The sequence below is a fragment of the Robertmurraya siralis genome (genome assembly GCF_005502275.1).
Lineage (GTDB): Bacteria > Bacillota > Bacilli > Bacillales > Cytobacillaceae > Robertmurraya > Robertmurraya siralis.
This window is the reverse complement of record NZ_SWLZ01000007.1, coordinates 26,883-42,029: the sequence shown is the minus strand read 5'-3', so window position 1 is coordinate 42,029 and position 15,147 is coordinate 26,883. Positions and strand designations below refer to the sequence as shown.

Below are 15,147 nucleotides of genomic sequence, written 5' to 3'. Positions count from 1 at the left end.
CTATTGATCCAATCAATAGCACTTAGCAACGTACAATCATACGTGTTCCTTTTAACGGTAGACCCCCGGCTAGACTTACTTTAAAATTCGGTCTAGCTTCTCAGAGAGGATATTCACGTATCGCTCGAACACTGACTTGCACCAAAATGTCAGCTCTCTTTGGATCTAGACGAAACGCTACTCTTTCTCATCAACGAATTTGTATGCTTTTATTGGAATGAATTGTAACAGGTATTGAATAAACTGTCAAATTAGTTCCAAAAATATTAGGAGCGATTATGCAATAAACATCCCTTTTTATTTTGAACTAATGGCCCCTTTGTTCAAGATAAAATGATCAAGCTTTACGATAAAAATTTCTAATTTATCGAAACAAAAAACCGTCATTTTGATCAATCACTTTTCAAAATCACGGTTTTTAATTGCAGTTGCATGTGGAGAGAATCATTTTTTTGTTTTAAGCTACAGTAACTGTTCTTCTCTCTAACGTCATTTACGAAAGATGCTCCCCATAAGAGGACAGATTTTTAAACCTGTCTACTTTAAGGGGAGCATGTTACTACTTAAATACTATTTCGAACTTATTGGCATTTCACTTGACACTCGAAAGACTTTAAAACATCTGATAGCCTTTTTTACGTAAAATCCGGATGACGATACCAGCTACAATGGCACCTGCTAGTCCACTACCCAAAATTAATAAATCAGATAAAGCAAGGTTAGCAAATCCAGTCATTAATTCACTGAAAGCTGTTTTACTATTAGTAAAATATTCGATAAATCGCACATCATCAACGATAAATATCGTAATGACGGGATAAACTACAGCCATAATCCAAGTCATTCGTAAAAGCATATTCAAAATAAAACCGATTCCAAAAAATAAAACAAAAAATAACAGCATGGAAATCGGCAAAGTAACAATCGTAATTTGCATTGAATACAAGCCTCCTTAATATCAACATAAGTGTACTGAATGTCCTTTTGCCCGTCAATGAAAAAGATGATTATGAGCAAAAAGTGCTTTAGCGGAAGTTCCAAAACGATACAACCATGCTCCAACAATTAAAAAGTGCTCAAACAAAAACAGCTGTAGACATGAACTCTTTTCATAGAGCTTGTCTGCAGCTGTCTCATTGCTTTTTTATGATTTTTTCATTTATTAAAGAATATTAAATTTTCCTTTTTTCAACACTAAAGAAGGTCCGCCAATCATGTAGAGAGAACGATTATCGATCACTTTTTTCATAAATGAAGCAGTGCCGCCAGTCATTTTCTTACCAAAGGCTACACCAATTGCATCATCTTCCCCTAATGAACAAACCGTTCCTTTAATGTCTGGTGTAAATGTCTCAAGTTCTTCCTTGCCACGAATGAGTGCGACAAGGTTCTTCGCACATGTCACACCTTGCTGCATCGCAATTTGCGCTGTCGGAGGATATGGGCGATTGATTTCTTCATTAATAACTAAAGATGAATCGCCAATGATAAAGACATCATCATGACCTGGTGCCCGTAAATCTGGCTGCACCTTTACACGGCCACGCATCGCTTCGAAGCCGGATTTTTCAATAAGTGAGTTTCCTCTAACTCCAGCAGCCCATACAACCGTTCCAGCTTTAATTTCTTCGACCTCATCTTCGCCTTTCCCAACAATAATTCCATTCTCAGTAGCTTCCTTAACAGCAGTACCGATCATGAAGGTAACACCTTTTTTCTCCAACTGTGCAACTGCATAATTTACAAGCTCTGGGTCAAAGCCTGGTAAAACAGTTGGAGCAGCCTCTACACAAATAATTTTTACTTTATGAGGATCGATATCGTATTCACGGCATAATTCCGGCACACGATTAGCTAGTTCTCCAAGAAACTCAATGCCTGTGAATCCAGCTCCGCCAACTACAATCGTTAAACGCTCGTCTTTTTTCTCTTTTTCATTATTATATGTCGCAAATTGGTATTCAATATGCTCTCGAATTTGACGTGCTGCGTTCACATTGACGATCGAAAATGCATGTTCCTTCAAACCTTTAATTCCAAAAGTTTCTGCCTCAGAACCAACCGCGATGACCAAATAATCGTACGGCAGCTCTCCTTCTTGTAAAATAACCTTTTTCTCAGCAGTATTTATTTGTTCAACTGTACCTTTAATAAATTCTACTTTATTGCGATCAATGACATCTTTAATATCATAACGAACTCGGTCATGGTGCAATGTTCCAGCAGATGCTTCATGCAACCAAGTCGTTTCATAATGATAATCATGCTTGTTCACAAGTTGAATATCGACTTCATTCACTCCAACCGCCTTTTGTAATTTCGTTGCGGTCATTAATCCGCCATATCCGGCGCCTAAAATAACGATTTTTTGCTTTTTCAAAGTGATCACTTCCACCTTTTTGTTAGAATTTTTTTCTCTCTTCTCTGCATACTCTTATATATCTTCACCACATTCGCTAATTATAATAGTATATATCAAGAAAAAAGATTGTGATATTCTTCACGAATGTAGACAAAAAAATGTTAAAAAATTGTCACAGAATGTTAACATATTATCTAAATTACATGATATTCTTTTTTATTTTGTTTTTCAAGTTAAATATGCTTAAAAAGAAGATATATTTATAGTCCTTATGTTATAAATCTTCGGAAAAATCATAAAAAAAACCTTCTCATCCGAGACTTTTTTCGTATACACCACGTTAATTTTCCCATGAAACTGCGAGAATGACAGAGACAGATGTAAGTTTCAATTTATTTATGGTAATATATAAGTTGGTAATCGTACTATTCAACCTGGGGGGATTTGGAATGAAAGAGGATCAAAAAATTTATGATATAACGATCATCGGTGGTGGACCCATTGGATTATTCACAGCTTTCTACGGGGGTATGAGACAAGCAACTGTTAAAATAATCGAAAGCCTACCTCAACTTGGTGGACAGCTTTCTGCTTTATATCCTGAAAAATACATATATGATGTTGCTGGTTTTCCAAAAGTTCGCGCACAAGAGTTAGTTGATAACTTAAAAGAACAAATGTCTAAATTTGATCAAACCATCATCCTAGAGCAGTCTGTTGAAAAAATCGAAAAACAAGATGACGATGTTTTTAAGCTTACAACAAACAAAGAAATTCATTATACGAAAACGGTTATTATCACAGCTGGTAATGGTGCTTTCCAACCTCGTCGACTCGAGCTTGAAAACGCTACCGAGTATGAAGGGAAAAATCTTCATTATTTTATTGATGATCTCAACCAATTTGCAGGAAAAAAAGTCGTTGTTTTCGGAGGCGGCGATTCTGCAGTCGACTGGGCTTTAATGTTAGAACCAATAGCAGAAAAAGTATCAATTGTACACAGACGTGATAAATTTCGAGCCCATGAGCATAGCGTTGAAAATCTACATAATTCGAAGGTTGATATTAAAACTCCTTATGTACCTGCCGAGTTAATCGGGGATGTAAGCGGCATTAAACAAGTAGTTCTTCAAGAAGCAAATGGAGACGAAAAAGTAACTTTAGATGTCGATGCAGTCATCTGTAATTACGGCTTTGTTTCTTCCTTAGGCCCAATTAAAGAATGGGGGCTTGAAATCGAAAAGAACTCAATTGTTGTCAATTCAAAAATGGAAACAAACATACCTGGAATATATGCCGCAGGGGACATCTGCACATATGACGGAAAAGTTAAGTTAATTGCAAGCGGCTTTGGCGAAGCACCTACTGCCATTAACAATGCAAAAACCTATATCGACCCTAAAGCAAAAACACAACCACTTCATAGTTCATCTATGTTTAAATAATTTAAAAAGAGCAAGGTCTTCCTTTGAGAGACTTTGCTTTTTTATTGAGTTTTCCCATTGTTTAATAAAACAACCATTCCATGCAAGTTTTAATACATGCCACTCACTTTTACTCAGCTTTGCAGCTAATCGTAAAAAATATTGTGAATCCAACAATTTTTAGTTCATTTCATGTGAAACCAAGGTAATATAATGAGAAAATGAGCCAAAAATCAAAACGGACATTTAACAAAGCCTTAAAATAAAAAAACCTTCTCATTAACGAAATCTTGATTGAGAAGGTCAATTGTGGACAGTCTTTATTCAATAAAGCTTAACAATTCTCCGGAGTACCTGTATTCGTAGCTGTTCTGAACGATGAGCCACATCCACAAGAAGCAATCGCGTTTGGATTGTCAATCGTGAAGCCTCCACCCATTAACGATTGCTTATAATCAATTTTCGTCCCTTTTAAAGCTGGAGCACTCTCTTTGTCAACTAAAATCTGAATTCCATGCTGTTCAAATTGAGTGTCCCCCTCTTCAACTTCATGGGCAAAACCCATGCCATACGACAAACCACTGCAACCGCCACCTTGGATAGCAACGCGGAGATAAGCTCCTTCTTCCTCATTTTCTTTCATCATATCCTTTATTTGCAAAGCAGCAGCTTCTGTAATAGTTACTACATCCATCAATTTCCCTCCTATTCTTTTGGATAAAAAAGTTAGCAAGTAATACTTTCATTCTTGCCCTTCTTACTACTTAGTATATACAGCATTTCACCGTTCCTCAACTAGCCTGCTTGCTTAATCACTGTTTTTTTATGGAAGCTGATGGCGAAATTGAGTAGAAAGTAGTATAGATTTCAGTGCATTCATCAATAAAAAATACGATATAATGTAGACATGTTAGAATTTTCACATGTAGAAAGGGTGAAGGGCTTTGACAGCAGAATTACTTCCATTATATGATAAAAATTACGAATGCCTTATGTGTAACAATAGTTTTACCTCAAAGAAAGCTCGCTCCCGTTTTGTTAGGATGGTAAAATACGACACTGACTTTCGGCCGATCTATTCAACTGATGGCGTCAATCCGTTGTATTACTATGTAAAGGTTTGCCCACATTGCGGATTTTCATTCTCCGATGACTTTCTTCCGTTTTTTGCACCTGGAAGCAAAGAAGTAATAACGGAAAAAGTGTGCAATGAATGGGTTTCGCAGGATTTTGGCGGTGAACGTAATGTACAACAAGCGATCCACACACTTAAGCTTGCATCATACTGTGGCACGTTAAAAAAAGAAAAGCATATTAATCTTGCTGGGTTATATATGAGACTTGCGTGGCTCTATCGTGAATTAGAAAATAATGAACAAGAATTGCGATTTACGAACTTGGCTTTAAACGAATATGTGGAATCCTACACAACAGATGATTATAAAGGAACACAGGTAACAGAAGTGCGCATGTTCTATTTAATAGGAGAATTATCAAGACGTACTAATAATATTGACCAAGCCACCAAGTATTTTTCAAAAGTGATTGAGAACCAGAAAAATACAACTGAAGCAACCACTGTCGAAATGGCGAAAGAACGCTGGCACGAAATACGCGAAATGCAAAAAGCAGACAATGTTTAAAAATTTACGATAAAAATAGAGCCTCAGGCATTCTCTGGGTTAGTTTTTCAACAAGTGTTCAATGAGGATCATACCATCCCTGCTAAAGCTCCCCTTCATTCATCTTTTGGAGAACATAGAGTGTAGTCCTCATTAAACGCTGTAAACATCATTAATTTCGCGATATCCCAGTTCTTCTCTTCAATTAACAAGGGCCTTGCTCCCTTATATATGATTATTTAGATCAGCATCTGTTCTTCTAAATATTGATAAATATTCTCCACCAGTTGTTCCGGTGTTTCCCCTGTGACGACTGTACCCTCAACTAACGCATAGTGGAAAGCTGCACATTTTCCACAATAATTTAGACAACCATATTCGATAATATCTAAATTAGAGTCCTTTTCCAGGAGCTCTCTTGCTTTTTGAGAACCACTCGCGAGATTGCTAATACAAAATTCAATCATTGGTCTAATCAATCATTTCACCTCAAAATTCCTGCCAACACATGGAATTCCTCTCATTTTGACTTTTTTGTGTCATACTAATTCGATCTATTAGATAACCTTATTACTATTTCTATCATTATTTTAGTAAAATATTCGAAATTTTGCCATGAATATGTTGTGATTTTGTCACAATTTCGTTATACTTTGAATGAACTTTATAGTGTTTACCAGAGTATAGACAAAGTCAATAAATAAAATCAGTCACCTTCAGGCTGATTGAAAACGTTTGTTTTTCGAGGAGCGAAGCCTTGAGAGGAGCGGAAATGAGCACCGGACAAGGCGAGCAACAAAGAAAGCGAGCGTTTGTCAACAGCCTGAGTGTTTCCTTATTATTAACATCGAAACTTCGATTTTAATAGACAAATAGGTTTGACATCAAATGGATCATTCAATTAGCACTTATTTTGGCTTCAACAAGAATTCAACAATAGAGTTGCATAAAGGGGATATTCAAAATGAAAAATCTAATGATTTTAGGTGGAGGTTACGGGGGTATGAGAATCCTTTCTCGTCTCTTGCCAAATGAACTGCCAGAAAACATATCCATCACCTTAATCGATCGCACACCGTATCACTGCCTTAAAACAGAGTATTATGCTCTTGCAGCAGGGACCATCTCAGATCAACACATTCGCGTTCCTTTCCCTGAACACCCAAGATTAAACATTCAATATGGAGAGGTTACTGAAATCAATCTTCAGGAAAATAAGGTTCTTCTAAAAGACGGCGAAGCGATTTCTTATGATGATTTAGTTATTGGGTTAGGCTGTGAGGATAAATATCACAATGTACCTGGAGCACAAGAGTACACCTACAGCATTCAAACAATTGAAAAATCTCGCCAAACATATCAGGCTCTTAACAATCTAGCACCAGGTTCAGTCGTTAGCATTGTCGGTGCAGGTTTAAGCGGAGTTGAATTAGCTAGTGAACTCAATGAAAGTCGGCCAGATTTAAAGATTAAACTTTTTGATCGAGGAAATCATATTCTTTCCGCATTTCCTGTTCGTTTAAGCACATACGTTGAAAATTGGTTTGATAACCATAATGTTGAAATCGTCAATAATTCCAACATCACAAGAGTTGAAGAAGGGATTCTGTATAATCATCACGAGCCGATTCAAAGTGACATTATCGTGTGGACTGCGGGCATTCAGCCAAACAAAATTGTCCAGAATATAAACGTCGAAAAAGATCGTCAAGGTCGCATTATCCTAACTCCTCATCATAATATTCCTGGAAATGAGCATGTCTATGTCGTTGGTGATTGCGCCAGCCTCCCACACGCACCAAGCGCACAGCTTGCAGAAGGTCAAGCAGAACAAATCGTCGACATTTTATTAAAACGTTGGAATAACCAAGAACTCCCTGACGAACTGCCAACTATCAAGCTAAAAGGTGTCCTTGGTTCTCTCGGTAAAAAACACGGATTTGGTTTGGTTGCTGATCGCCCTATTACAGGGAGAGTAGCACGACTATTAAAATCAGGAATTCTATGGATGTATAAATACCATAAAGGATAAGTCTTTAAAGGCACTGTTCTCGAAAAGAACAGTGCCTTTTATCTATGCTTAAGAACTTGCTTCTTCCCGATATCCATATTTCTCCATTGTTGCAAATATCGTTTTTAAACGTGGATTCCCTTCACCCACAACCTCATCTTCAATCAAAACAACTGGGTAAAACATGTCCTCGTTTACTACCCTTTGTGCGAATTCCTTTCTCACTTCATCCTCTGGTGGATTATAAATATCAACATATGAGATTTGAAATTCCTGATTAGGAAATTTTCTGCTTACGGCCGCTTCCAACCATTCAAACGTTTCCCTTGATGATGGCAGATTCACACAGCTTGGGCAAAGCTGTTCCGCTCCGTATACGACGATGTCAACATTTTTTTTAACCATGTCAGTTCCCCCCTTGTTACTTAAGAATATTCTACAATAAGGAGTTCTGTTAGTAAATTTCCACTACTCAACGGCTGATCCGTCATGTTCAAAGAAGACTGGCTACTATTGAGAATGTTGCCGCTCTAACAGAGAATACAATGAGAATGAGCTTTTTTTAGAAATGCTGAATATTGGATTTCATCCTTTTTCAATAGATTTTTTATGAAAGAGAGATTATAATAAGTATTAAGAAAGGAGCGATTAAGATGGCAGAGCAAATGTTTGAACAAGTTCAAGATGTATTAGATAAATTACGTCCATTCCTTCTTCGTGACGGTGGGGACTGTGAATTAGTAGATGTAGAAGATGGCATTGTGAAATTACGTTTATTAGGTGCGTGTGGTTCTTGCCCAAGTTCTACAATCACTTTAAAAGCTGGTATTGAACGTGCACTTTTAGAGGAAGTGCCTGGTGTATTAGAAGTTGAACAAGTATTCTAAAATCACATGCAAAAAAAGCGATCTCTAGTCCGAGATCGCTTTTTTACATTACACGCATTTTTGAACCTTTACTCTGCTGCCTTCCTGATCGATTTTCAGCCTGCGGTAGTTCATATTTGAATCCCACTTCTGAAAAACATCAAGAAGTTTCTCACTTTTGCCTTTTTCAGAAAAACAAATAACAGTCGGACCAGCTCCACTCAAAGCTACCCCAAATGCACCGGAAGCAAGCGCGATTTCCTCAATCTCACTCAAATGAGGAACAAGCTTTCTCCGATAAGGCTGGTGATACAGATCCCTTTGCATCATCTTTCCTGCTAACGCGAAGTCTTTTTTTAGAAGTGCCGCTACCAGAACGTTACCAATCGCTCCAGCCCGTACTGCCTCAGAATAGGACAGTTGTGCTGGAAGAACGTTACGTGAATCTTTCGTTAGAAGCTCTATTTTGGGAATGACAGCAATCATCTCTAGTTCAATCGCGTGTTCAACGATGGCGACAACTTCATCATCCATTTGACTTCCAATCACGAGGCCTCCGAAAAGAGAAGCTCCAACATTATCAGGGTGACCCTCAATTTCAGTTGCCAGTCTAAATTTTTCATCCTCGGTCAAACCTAACTTACCCATGGCATTAGCCAGCTCAATCCCTGCAATAATGGCTGCAGCACTTGAACCTAACCCCCGCGCTAATGGAATTTCACTAGCCATTCTCACCTTACAGCTGGGTAAACTTTTTTGAAAAAGCTCGGCTGTCTGTAGGGCGATTTGAATAATATAATTGCTTTCATCAGTTGGAAAAATGTTTAAATCCTCTGATTCCATTATGATTTCCCAACTCTCTGATCGTTCAACCTCTAATGACAAATATAAATTTAATGCCACTCCTAGCGAATCAAAGCCTGGCCCAAGATTAGCCGTGCTTCCAGGCACTCGGATCTGGACCATGTCATATTCATTCATGAATGGACCACTCCCCGAATGTGGCGTGCCACAGCCTCCTCATCATTTGGAAGTAGAACAGGCTTAATCGTGCTGTATTCAATCGCTGTATTTGGGTCCTTTAATCCATTCCCTGTCAAAATGGCCACGATCTTGCTTCCTTTAGCAATTTTGCCGTTTTCAATATGCTTATACACTCCTGCTAATGATGCACATGAGCCAGGTTCAACAAAAACACCTTCCGTACTGGCAATTTTCTTATATGCTGCAATAATTTCCTCGTCACTAACCTCATCGATCACTCCAGCTGATTCTTCCGCCGCAGCAGTGGCAAGGTGCCAGCTTGCTGGATTTCCAATGCGAATGGCGGTTGCAATCGTTTCAGGGTTTTCAAAGATTCGATTGTGAACGATCGCCGCAGCCCCTGCTGCTTCAAAACCATGCATTTTTGGCAATCCTGTCTTTTTAACTGCATGATATTCTTTAAAACCCTTCCAGTACGCGCTAATATTGCCTGCATTACCTACTGGGATTGCTAGAATATCAGGGGCTGTGCCACCAAGCTGATCACATATTTCAAACGCACCTGTTTTTTGTCCTTCTAAACGGTATGGATTGACTGAATTAACAAGGGTGACTGGTTCCTTTTCGCTAATATTGCGCACCATTTTCAATGCTTCATCAAAGTTGCCCTCAATAGAAATTATTTCTGCCCCATACATGACTGCTTGCGCAAGTTTCCCCATCGCAATCTTTCCCTCTGGAATGACAACGATGCATCTCATTCCTGCTCTTGCAGCATAAGCAGCCGCAGCTGCTGATGTATTCCCCGTGGAGGCACAAATCACCGTGTCACTTCCCTCTTCTTTTGCTTTTGCAACTGCCATCACCATTCCTCGATCCTTAAAAGAACCGGTTGGATTCGTTCCCTCCGTTTTTACATATAATTCGACTCCCCACTCGGCTGAAAGTCTATCAAGCTTGATAAGAGGTGTATTTCCTTCGTTCAAGGTCAATTTTGGTGTTTGTTCGTTAACTGGTAAAAACTCTTGATATTCTTCTATTAAACCTCTCCACCTCATGAATGGCCATTCCCTTCTACTCGATATGAACTCTTGATTTCGTGAACTGATGGTAACATTTCTAATTGAGCCAAGATGCCTTCAAAATCCTCAAGGGAGGTTGAATGCGTCACGATGACGATTTCTGACAAGCCTTTTTCCTTCACCGGCAGTTGCAAAATTTTCTCAAAGCTTACGCCGCGTTCTGAAAAGATTGCCGTAATATTCGCAAGCACCCCGACTTTATCAGTAACATGGAATCGTAAAAAATACTTTGATAGAATTTCATGCGGAGCTTTTAATTTCTTTTCATATTGCGGTGAGATAATACTTTTCCCATTCACACCCAGCACCATGTTCTTCAAGACGACAACTAAATCGGAAACAATCGATGTCGCCGTTGGAAGACTTCCGGCACCAGGTCCATAAAACATCGTTTCACCGACCGCTTCACCATAAACATAAACGGCATTATACTCATCATTCACAGATGATAAAGGATGGGTATCTGCCAGCAAAGTCGGTTGCACACTAACCTCAACCTTATCATCTTCTATTTGAGCAATCCCAATCAATTTCATTGTGTAACCAAGCTGTTTGGCATATTGAAGATCTCTTTCCGTAATCGTCGTAATCCCTTGAACTTTAACATCATCTAAATCAATTTTCATAGAAAAGCCAAGCGTTGCCAAAATGGCCATTTTTCTAGCGGCATCTAATCCTTCCACATCCGAGGTCGGATCTGCTTCAGCATAGCCTAATTGCTGAGCCTCTTTTAATACATCTTCATATGCACTGCCCTGCTTGCTCATTTTCGTCAAAATAAAGTTTGTTGTTCCGTTGACAATTCCCATCATCTTCGTAATATGGTCAGAGGATAATCCATCTACCAAACTTCGCAAAATAGGAATTCCACCCGCTACGCTTGCTTCATAGAAAAGATCACAACCGTTCTCCATAGCAATCGATAGCAGTTCCGAACCGTGAAGAGCCATTAAATCTTTATTTGCAGTCACAACATGTTTCTTGTTTTTAAGAGCTTGAATAAGAGAGTTTTTTGTTTCTTCGATGCCTCCCATCACTTCAATTACGACATCAATTTCGGGGCTGTTAATAATATCCTCAATATTTGTTGTCAAAAGTGTAGGCTCAATGGTTATTGCCCTTTCCTTTTTCAAATCCTTTACAAGGACTTTTTTAATTTGAATCGGCCGACCAATTTGATGCATTAGCTTTTCCTGATGATTTTCAATAATTTGCACCACACCAGAGCCGACTGTTCCAAGACCTAATAATCCAATCGCTATTGGTTCCATTTCGATCCCCTTCCCGCTGTGTTCATTCCAAGAAAACAATTGTATTTATATAGTAGACATTATAGAGGGAGTTGAGCTATTTTACAATATAATTTTTAATCAATTATTAAACAAGAAAAATAACGATGATAAAATCTTAAAACCTAGTATACTCCAAATTTTCTTGATTTACATAATTTTCTCAATCTTTTTAAGAAAAATTTAACACACACTCTCCTGTTTCAACCACATATCCATCATCAAGCAACGCTTCGGCTTCCGTGCGAATTAATTTTGTAGTTTACGAACGGATCTATCCAAAAAAAAGACTGCATGCAAACTCGATTTCATCGGGTGCATGCAGTCTGAACTCAAATCCATTGACGTACTACAGTTATTTATTTGTTCCACTCTTTATTAACAAGTGTTTTTGGCTCTTTACCTGAAAGAATTGCATCAATATTATCAAGGCAAAGTTGAATCATATTCAATCTTGTCTCTACCGTTGCACTGCCAATATGGGGAATTGCGACTACATTTGACAAAGTTAATAATGGATGCGTTTGATCAATTGGTTCTTTTGCAAATACATCCAATCCTGCTGCTGCAATGTCTCCGTCCATTAGCGCAGCATAGAGATCCTCTTCATTTACCACAGGTCCGCGCGATGCATTAATAAAAATAGCCGTTTTTTTCATGCGGCGAAAAACGTCACGGGTAAACAAATTTTTCGTTTCTTCTGTCAGTGGCGTTAAGCAGACGACAAAATCCGAACGTTCGATCAGTTGTTCAAACGAACAATATGTAGCACCTAACTCCATTTCAACATCATTTTTTCTTGAGCGATTATGGTATAAAATCTCCATTTCAAAACCAGTTGCTCTTTTCGCCACAGCTGAGCCAATGCCCCCCATTCCTACAATTCCTATCGTTTTATGATGAATATCATGTCCAGCAAGAAGAAGCGGACTCCAGCTTTTCCATTGACCGGCTTTAATAAACTCTGCCCCTTCAACGATTCTCCGTGCAGTTGCCATCAATAATGCAAACGTTAAATCAGCAGTTGCAGCCGTTAAAACATCAGGAGTATTACAAATTGCGATACCATGCTTAGTTGCCGCCTCGACATCCACATTATCATAGCCTACTGCCAAGTTTGTGACTACCTTTAAGCGGGTTCCTGCGCTCAGCAACTCTTCATCAATTTGATCTGACAACATTGTTAATAAAGCATCTGCTCTCCCAGCTTCTTCTAATAAGAGGGAGCGCGGAACTCCCACATCCTCTTTCTCCCACATTTTCACATCATATTTTGCCCGTAATTTTTCTACTGCTTCATCTGGTAATTTTCTTGTTATAAAAACATATGGTTTCATCTGCTGCTCCTTTTCCCTCTTGTTTATCTTCTAAAAGTTTTTTTCACCCTCTAGAAAAAAATCTCTAGCCTTATTATACTTTTTTAACCAGAACTACTCCAAGTATTCCTATAAAAAAGTTCTGATAAGAATTTACGAAAAGAGAACGAATTATTTCGCTAACCACTCCACTATTGGGATCTGGTAACGTCGAATGGGCGCTCCTGCAAGTGGATAAAAATCCCGTAGGAACTCTTCATAATCTTGTGATTGTGCTAAAATTTTCCTTAATCTTTCCTCTTGTACAAGCTTTACTTGCTCGGATGGAGTAATATAATATTCCTCGACACAATCCATATAATGAAGGGGGAATAAAAGTCTGGAAAAAAGCAGTCTCCAGGAAAATGAAGAAAGGGTTGATACGCTGGCATAATCTTGATAGAACTGACGTACATCGGGTTCATATGTTTTAATATTTTGGAAATACCGTTCCCTCGTCCATTCGGCTAAATCTCTAGCACAATGATCAAATACCCAATCAAAAGGATTTCTCAGCGCCCCATTTTCTCCCCATGTTCTTGGAGAAAAATGAAGATGACAAACAGTGCCGCTATCAACTGCAAGCGGCTCATCATCTTGCTCAGTATCACTTAAATATTGAATCGCATTTTCCGCAAGTCCCATATAATAGGGGAAAGATTCAATAAACATTCTCACAAATTCATTTTCAGGAGATTGAAACAACTGCTCATTCCAGACTCGTTCCATCTGATCCAATCTCTGCTCCCAAAAGGATTTCCACATTCCGATCCGGCTAATGCCCTTTACTTCAAATGGGACTGCCCTGCCGCGATAATGAAATTTAGCTAATTTTCTTCCGGCACGTCTCATTCTTTTATCCATTGCACCTGCTCGTAATATACAATAGCGCTGATTTTCTAAATCAACAAATGATTGGCCGTCATTCGTTTTAAGAAATTGACAAACTGAGGAATCACCATAATTCACAAGATGTAGGGCTAATTGTTCAAGTTCCACCAAGCTTGCTTCTTCCATATTTGTAACTGGTACAAGGAAATACAGATTTTGTTGATCCCTACAGGCATCATATGGACCCAGTTTGAATTGTTCTTGTATACTAATTCCATAATACTGTTGAATAATCCGTTGAAGCATCTTTTTCACCTACCGCCTCTTATGTCCTTATAAAATGTATATGACTACACTCTGGGAATATTGTTTTTTTGTTTGCTTTAACTTGATTTATGCAAAACAGATGATGAAATGCTATCATTAGTATATGTCGCTGTATTTCGTCCTTCATTACAGAAGGCCCGATGATAAATCCTAAAATAGTGCATATCCTAATTTAATAAGGATCACGTAAATAACTTGAAAAGCAACTGCACGCGCCTTCCACATCGAACATTCGAGTACTAAACCACATAATATTTTTAAAAAGGGTGAATCAAATGTCTGAAGAGAAAAATGTTGATATTGTTGAAAAAACGGCAAGAAGGTGGTTACTAGAAAGAGGAGTAAAAATTCAGGACATCGCGGATCTCGTTTTTTACCTCCAAGAAAAATATCACCCTAATTTGCAAATGGAGGATTGCATTGAAAATGTAGAAAGGGTACTCTCAAAAAGAGAGGTCCAAAATGCAATCATAACTGGAATCCAGCTAGATATGTTAGCAGATAAAGGTTTATTAGAAGAACCTCTTCAGTCCATACTTGCAACAGATGAAAGCCTTTATGGTGTCGATGAAATTTTGGCTTTTTCGATTGTGAATGTATACGGTTCAATTGGTTTTACTAATTACGGCTTCATTGACAAAATGAAACCTGGCATACTAGGTAAACTCAATGATAAATCTACAGGAAAATGCCATACTTTCCTCGATGATATCGTTGGAGCTATTGCAGCCGCTGCCTCAAGTCGTTTGGCCCATCGTGCTGCCAATACAGAATGAATGTACAGAAAAAGGCGGGGACTGCCCGCCTTTTTGGTTTTCGCTGATATATTTCGTTTTCTGCCGATATATTGGATTTTCCGCTGATATATTTCGATTTTCGCCGATAAATTTCGGTTTTCGCTGATATATTTCGGTTTTCGCTGATATATTTCGATTTTCGCCGATATATTTCGATTTTCGCCGATATATTGGATTTTCCGCCGATATATTTCAAT

The 15,147-nt window shown here is 38.4% G+C and carries 15 protein-coding genes and 1 other annotated feature (1 of these 16 cut by a window edge); of the genes, 5 read left to right on the top strand and 10 right to left on the bottom strand.

Annotation, left to right across the window (positions count from 1 at the left end; translation table 11 throughout):
• Window positions 1-203 (bottom strand) — a binding site (T-box leader); it reaches 36 nt to the left of the window's first position.
• A gap of 410 nt (window positions 204-613) precedes the next feature.
• A complete protein-coding gene (locus FCJ93_RS10895; RefSeq protein WP_095311324.1) occupies window positions 614-937 on the bottom strand; it encodes a YuiB family protein in 324 nt (107 codons plus the stop codon).
• Between the two features lie 225 nt (window positions 938-1,162).
• Window positions 1,163-2,380, bottom strand: a complete 1,218-nt coding sequence (locus FCJ93_RS10890) for an NAD(P)/FAD-dependent oxidoreductase (protein WP_373315063.1) — start codon at window positions 2,378-2,380, stop codon at window positions 1,163-1,165.
• A gap of 431 nt (window positions 2,381-2,811) precedes the next feature.
• Here FCJ93_RS10890 and FCJ93_RS10885 point away from each other — a divergent pair, with 431 nt between their 5' ends.
• Window positions 2,812-3,807 (top strand): NAD(P)/FAD-dependent oxidoreductase, encoded by a 996-nt coding sequence (locus FCJ93_RS10885; protein WP_095311328.1) that lies wholly within the window; start codon window positions 2,812-2,814, stop codon window positions 3,805-3,807.
• Between the two features lie 313 nt (window positions 3,808-4,120).
• On the opposite strand, the gene FCJ93_RS10880 is transcribed toward FCJ93_RS10885, so the two are convergent.
• A complete protein-coding gene (locus FCJ93_RS10880; RefSeq protein ID WP_137743678.1) occupies window positions 4,121-4,483 on the bottom strand; it encodes a HesB/IscA family protein in 363 nt (120 codons plus the stop codon).
• A 247-nt stretch (window positions 4,484-4,730) separates the two neighbouring features.
• Here FCJ93_RS10880 and FCJ93_RS10875 point away from each other — a divergent pair, with 247 nt between their 5' ends.
• Window positions 4,731-5,429, top strand: coding sequence for a DUF2225 domain-containing protein (locus FCJ93_RS10875; protein WP_268951582.1), 699 nt, complete (start codon window positions 4,731-4,733; stop codon window positions 5,427-5,429).
• Between the two features lie 218 nt (window positions 5,430-5,647).
• Here the strand turns inward: FCJ93_RS10875 and FCJ93_RS10870 are convergent, their stop codons facing one another.
• On the bottom strand, window positions 5,648-5,887 hold the full coding sequence (locus FCJ93_RS10870; RefSeq protein ID WP_095311332.1) for a YuzB family protein: 240 nt from the start codon (window positions 5,885-5,887) through the stop codon (window positions 5,648-5,650).
• Between the two features lie 485 nt (window positions 5,888-6,372).
• On the opposite strand from FCJ93_RS10870, the gene FCJ93_RS10865 reads away from it, so the two are divergent.
• A complete protein-coding gene (locus FCJ93_RS10865; RefSeq protein ID WP_095311334.1) occupies window positions 6,373-7,440 on the top strand; it encodes an NAD(P)/FAD-dependent oxidoreductase in 1,068 nt (355 codons plus the stop codon).
• 48 nt (window positions 7,441-7,488) lie between these two features.
• Here FCJ93_RS10865 and FCJ93_RS10860 read toward each other — a convergent pair whose 3' ends face one another.
• Window positions 7,489-7,824, bottom strand: coding sequence for a YuzD family protein (locus tag FCJ93_RS10860; RefSeq protein WP_095311336.1), 336 nt, complete (start codon window positions 7,822-7,824; stop codon window positions 7,489-7,491).
• Between the two features lie 248 nt (window positions 7,825-8,072).
• Between FCJ93_RS10860 and FCJ93_RS10855 the strand changes: the two genes are divergently transcribed.
• A complete protein-coding gene (locus FCJ93_RS10855) occupies window positions 8,073-8,306 on the top strand; it encodes a NifU family protein (protein WP_095311338.1) in 234 nt (77 codons plus the stop codon).
• Window positions 8,307-8,354: 48 nt separating this feature from the next.
• On the opposite strand, the gene thrB is transcribed toward FCJ93_RS10855, so the two are convergent.
• The 5 genes from thrB to yutH form a co-directional block, all read right to left on the bottom strand.
• On the bottom strand, window positions 8,355-9,266 hold the full coding sequence (thrB, locus tag FCJ93_RS10850) for a homoserine kinase (RefSeq protein ID WP_095311341.1): 912 nt from the start codon (window positions 9,264-9,266) through the stop codon (window positions 8,355-8,357).
• Window positions 9,263-10,327, bottom strand: a complete 1,065-nt coding sequence (thrC, locus tag FCJ93_RS10845) for a threonine synthase (protein WP_095311343.1) — start codon at window positions 10,325-10,327, stop codon at window positions 9,263-9,265. Before thrC ends, thrB begins: the two co-directional genes overlap by 4 nt.
• On the bottom strand, window positions 10,324-11,622 hold the full coding sequence (locus FCJ93_RS10840; protein ID WP_095311344.1) for a homoserine dehydrogenase: 1,299 nt from the start codon (window positions 11,620-11,622) through the stop codon (window positions 10,324-10,326). Before FCJ93_RS10840 ends, thrC begins: the two co-directional genes overlap by 4 nt.
• 377 nt (window positions 11,623-11,999) lie before the next feature.
• Window positions 12,000-12,977 carry a 2-hydroxyacid dehydrogenase gene (locus tag FCJ93_RS10835; RefSeq protein ID WP_095311346.1) on the bottom strand — a complete coding sequence of 326 codons (978 nt, stop codon included), beginning with the start codon at window positions 12,975-12,977 and terminating at the stop codon, window positions 12,000-12,002.
• Window positions 12,978-13,127: 150 nt separating this feature from the next.
• The gene (yutH, locus tag FCJ93_RS10830; RefSeq protein ID WP_095311393.1) at window positions 13,128-14,132 is read right to left on the bottom strand and encodes a spore coat putative kinase YutH; all 1,005 of its coding nucleotides are present in this window, start codon (window positions 14,130-14,132) and stop codon (window positions 13,128-13,130) included.
• 296 nt (window positions 14,133-14,428) lie between these two features.
• Between yutH and FCJ93_RS10825 the strand changes: the two genes are divergently transcribed.
• Entirely contained in the window at window positions 14,429-14,929 is a 501-nt protein-coding gene (locus FCJ93_RS10825; RefSeq protein ID WP_095311348.1) for a phosphatidylglycerophosphatase A family protein, read from the top strand.
• Window positions 14,930-15,147 lie beyond the last annotated feature (218 nt).

What these genes read in the sequence shown, in the direction of transcription:
- FCJ93_RS10895 (WP_095311324.1), bottom strand. Translation starts at nt 937, where the DNA reads ATGCAAATTACGATTGTTACTTTGCCGATTTCCATGCTGTTATTTTTT.
- FCJ93_RS10885 (WP_095311328.1), top strand. Translation starts at nt 2,812, where the DNA reads ATGAAAGAGGATCAAAAAATTTATGATATAACGATCATCGGTGGTGGA.
- FCJ93_RS10865 (WP_095311334.1), top strand. Translation starts at nt 6,373, where the DNA reads ATGAAAAATCTAATGATTTTAGGTGGAGGTTACGGGGGTATGAGAATC.
- FCJ93_RS10860 (WP_095311336.1), bottom strand. Translation starts at nt 7,824, where the DNA reads ATGGTTAAAAAAAATGTTGACATCGTCGTATACGGAGCGGAACAGCTT.
- FCJ93_RS10855 (WP_095311338.1), top strand. Translation starts at nt 8,073, where the DNA reads ATGGCAGAGCAAATGTTTGAACAAGTTCAAGATGTATTAGATAAATTA.
- thrB (WP_095311341.1), bottom strand. Translation starts at nt 9,266, where the DNA reads ATGAATGAATATGACATGGTCCAGATCCGAGTGCCTGGAAGCACGGCT.
- thrC (WP_095311343.1), bottom strand. Translation starts at nt 10,327, where the DNA reads ATGAGGTGGAGAGGTTTAATAGAAGAATATCAAGAGTTTTTACCAGTT.
- FCJ93_RS10840 (WP_095311344.1), bottom strand. Translation starts at nt 11,622, where the DNA reads ATGGAACCAATAGCGATTGGATTATTAGGTCTTGGAACAGTCGGCTCT.
- FCJ93_RS10835 (WP_095311346.1), bottom strand. Translation starts at nt 12,977, where the DNA reads ATGAAACCATATGTTTTTATAACAAGAAAATTACCAGATGAAGCAGTA.
- yutH (WP_095311393.1), bottom strand. Translation starts at nt 14,132, where the DNA reads ATGCTTCAACGGATTATTCAACAGTATTATGGAATTAGTATACAAGAA.
- FCJ93_RS10825 (WP_095311348.1), top strand. Translation starts at nt 14,429, where the DNA reads ATGTCTGAAGAGAAAAATGTTGATATTGTTGAAAAAACGGCAAGAAGG.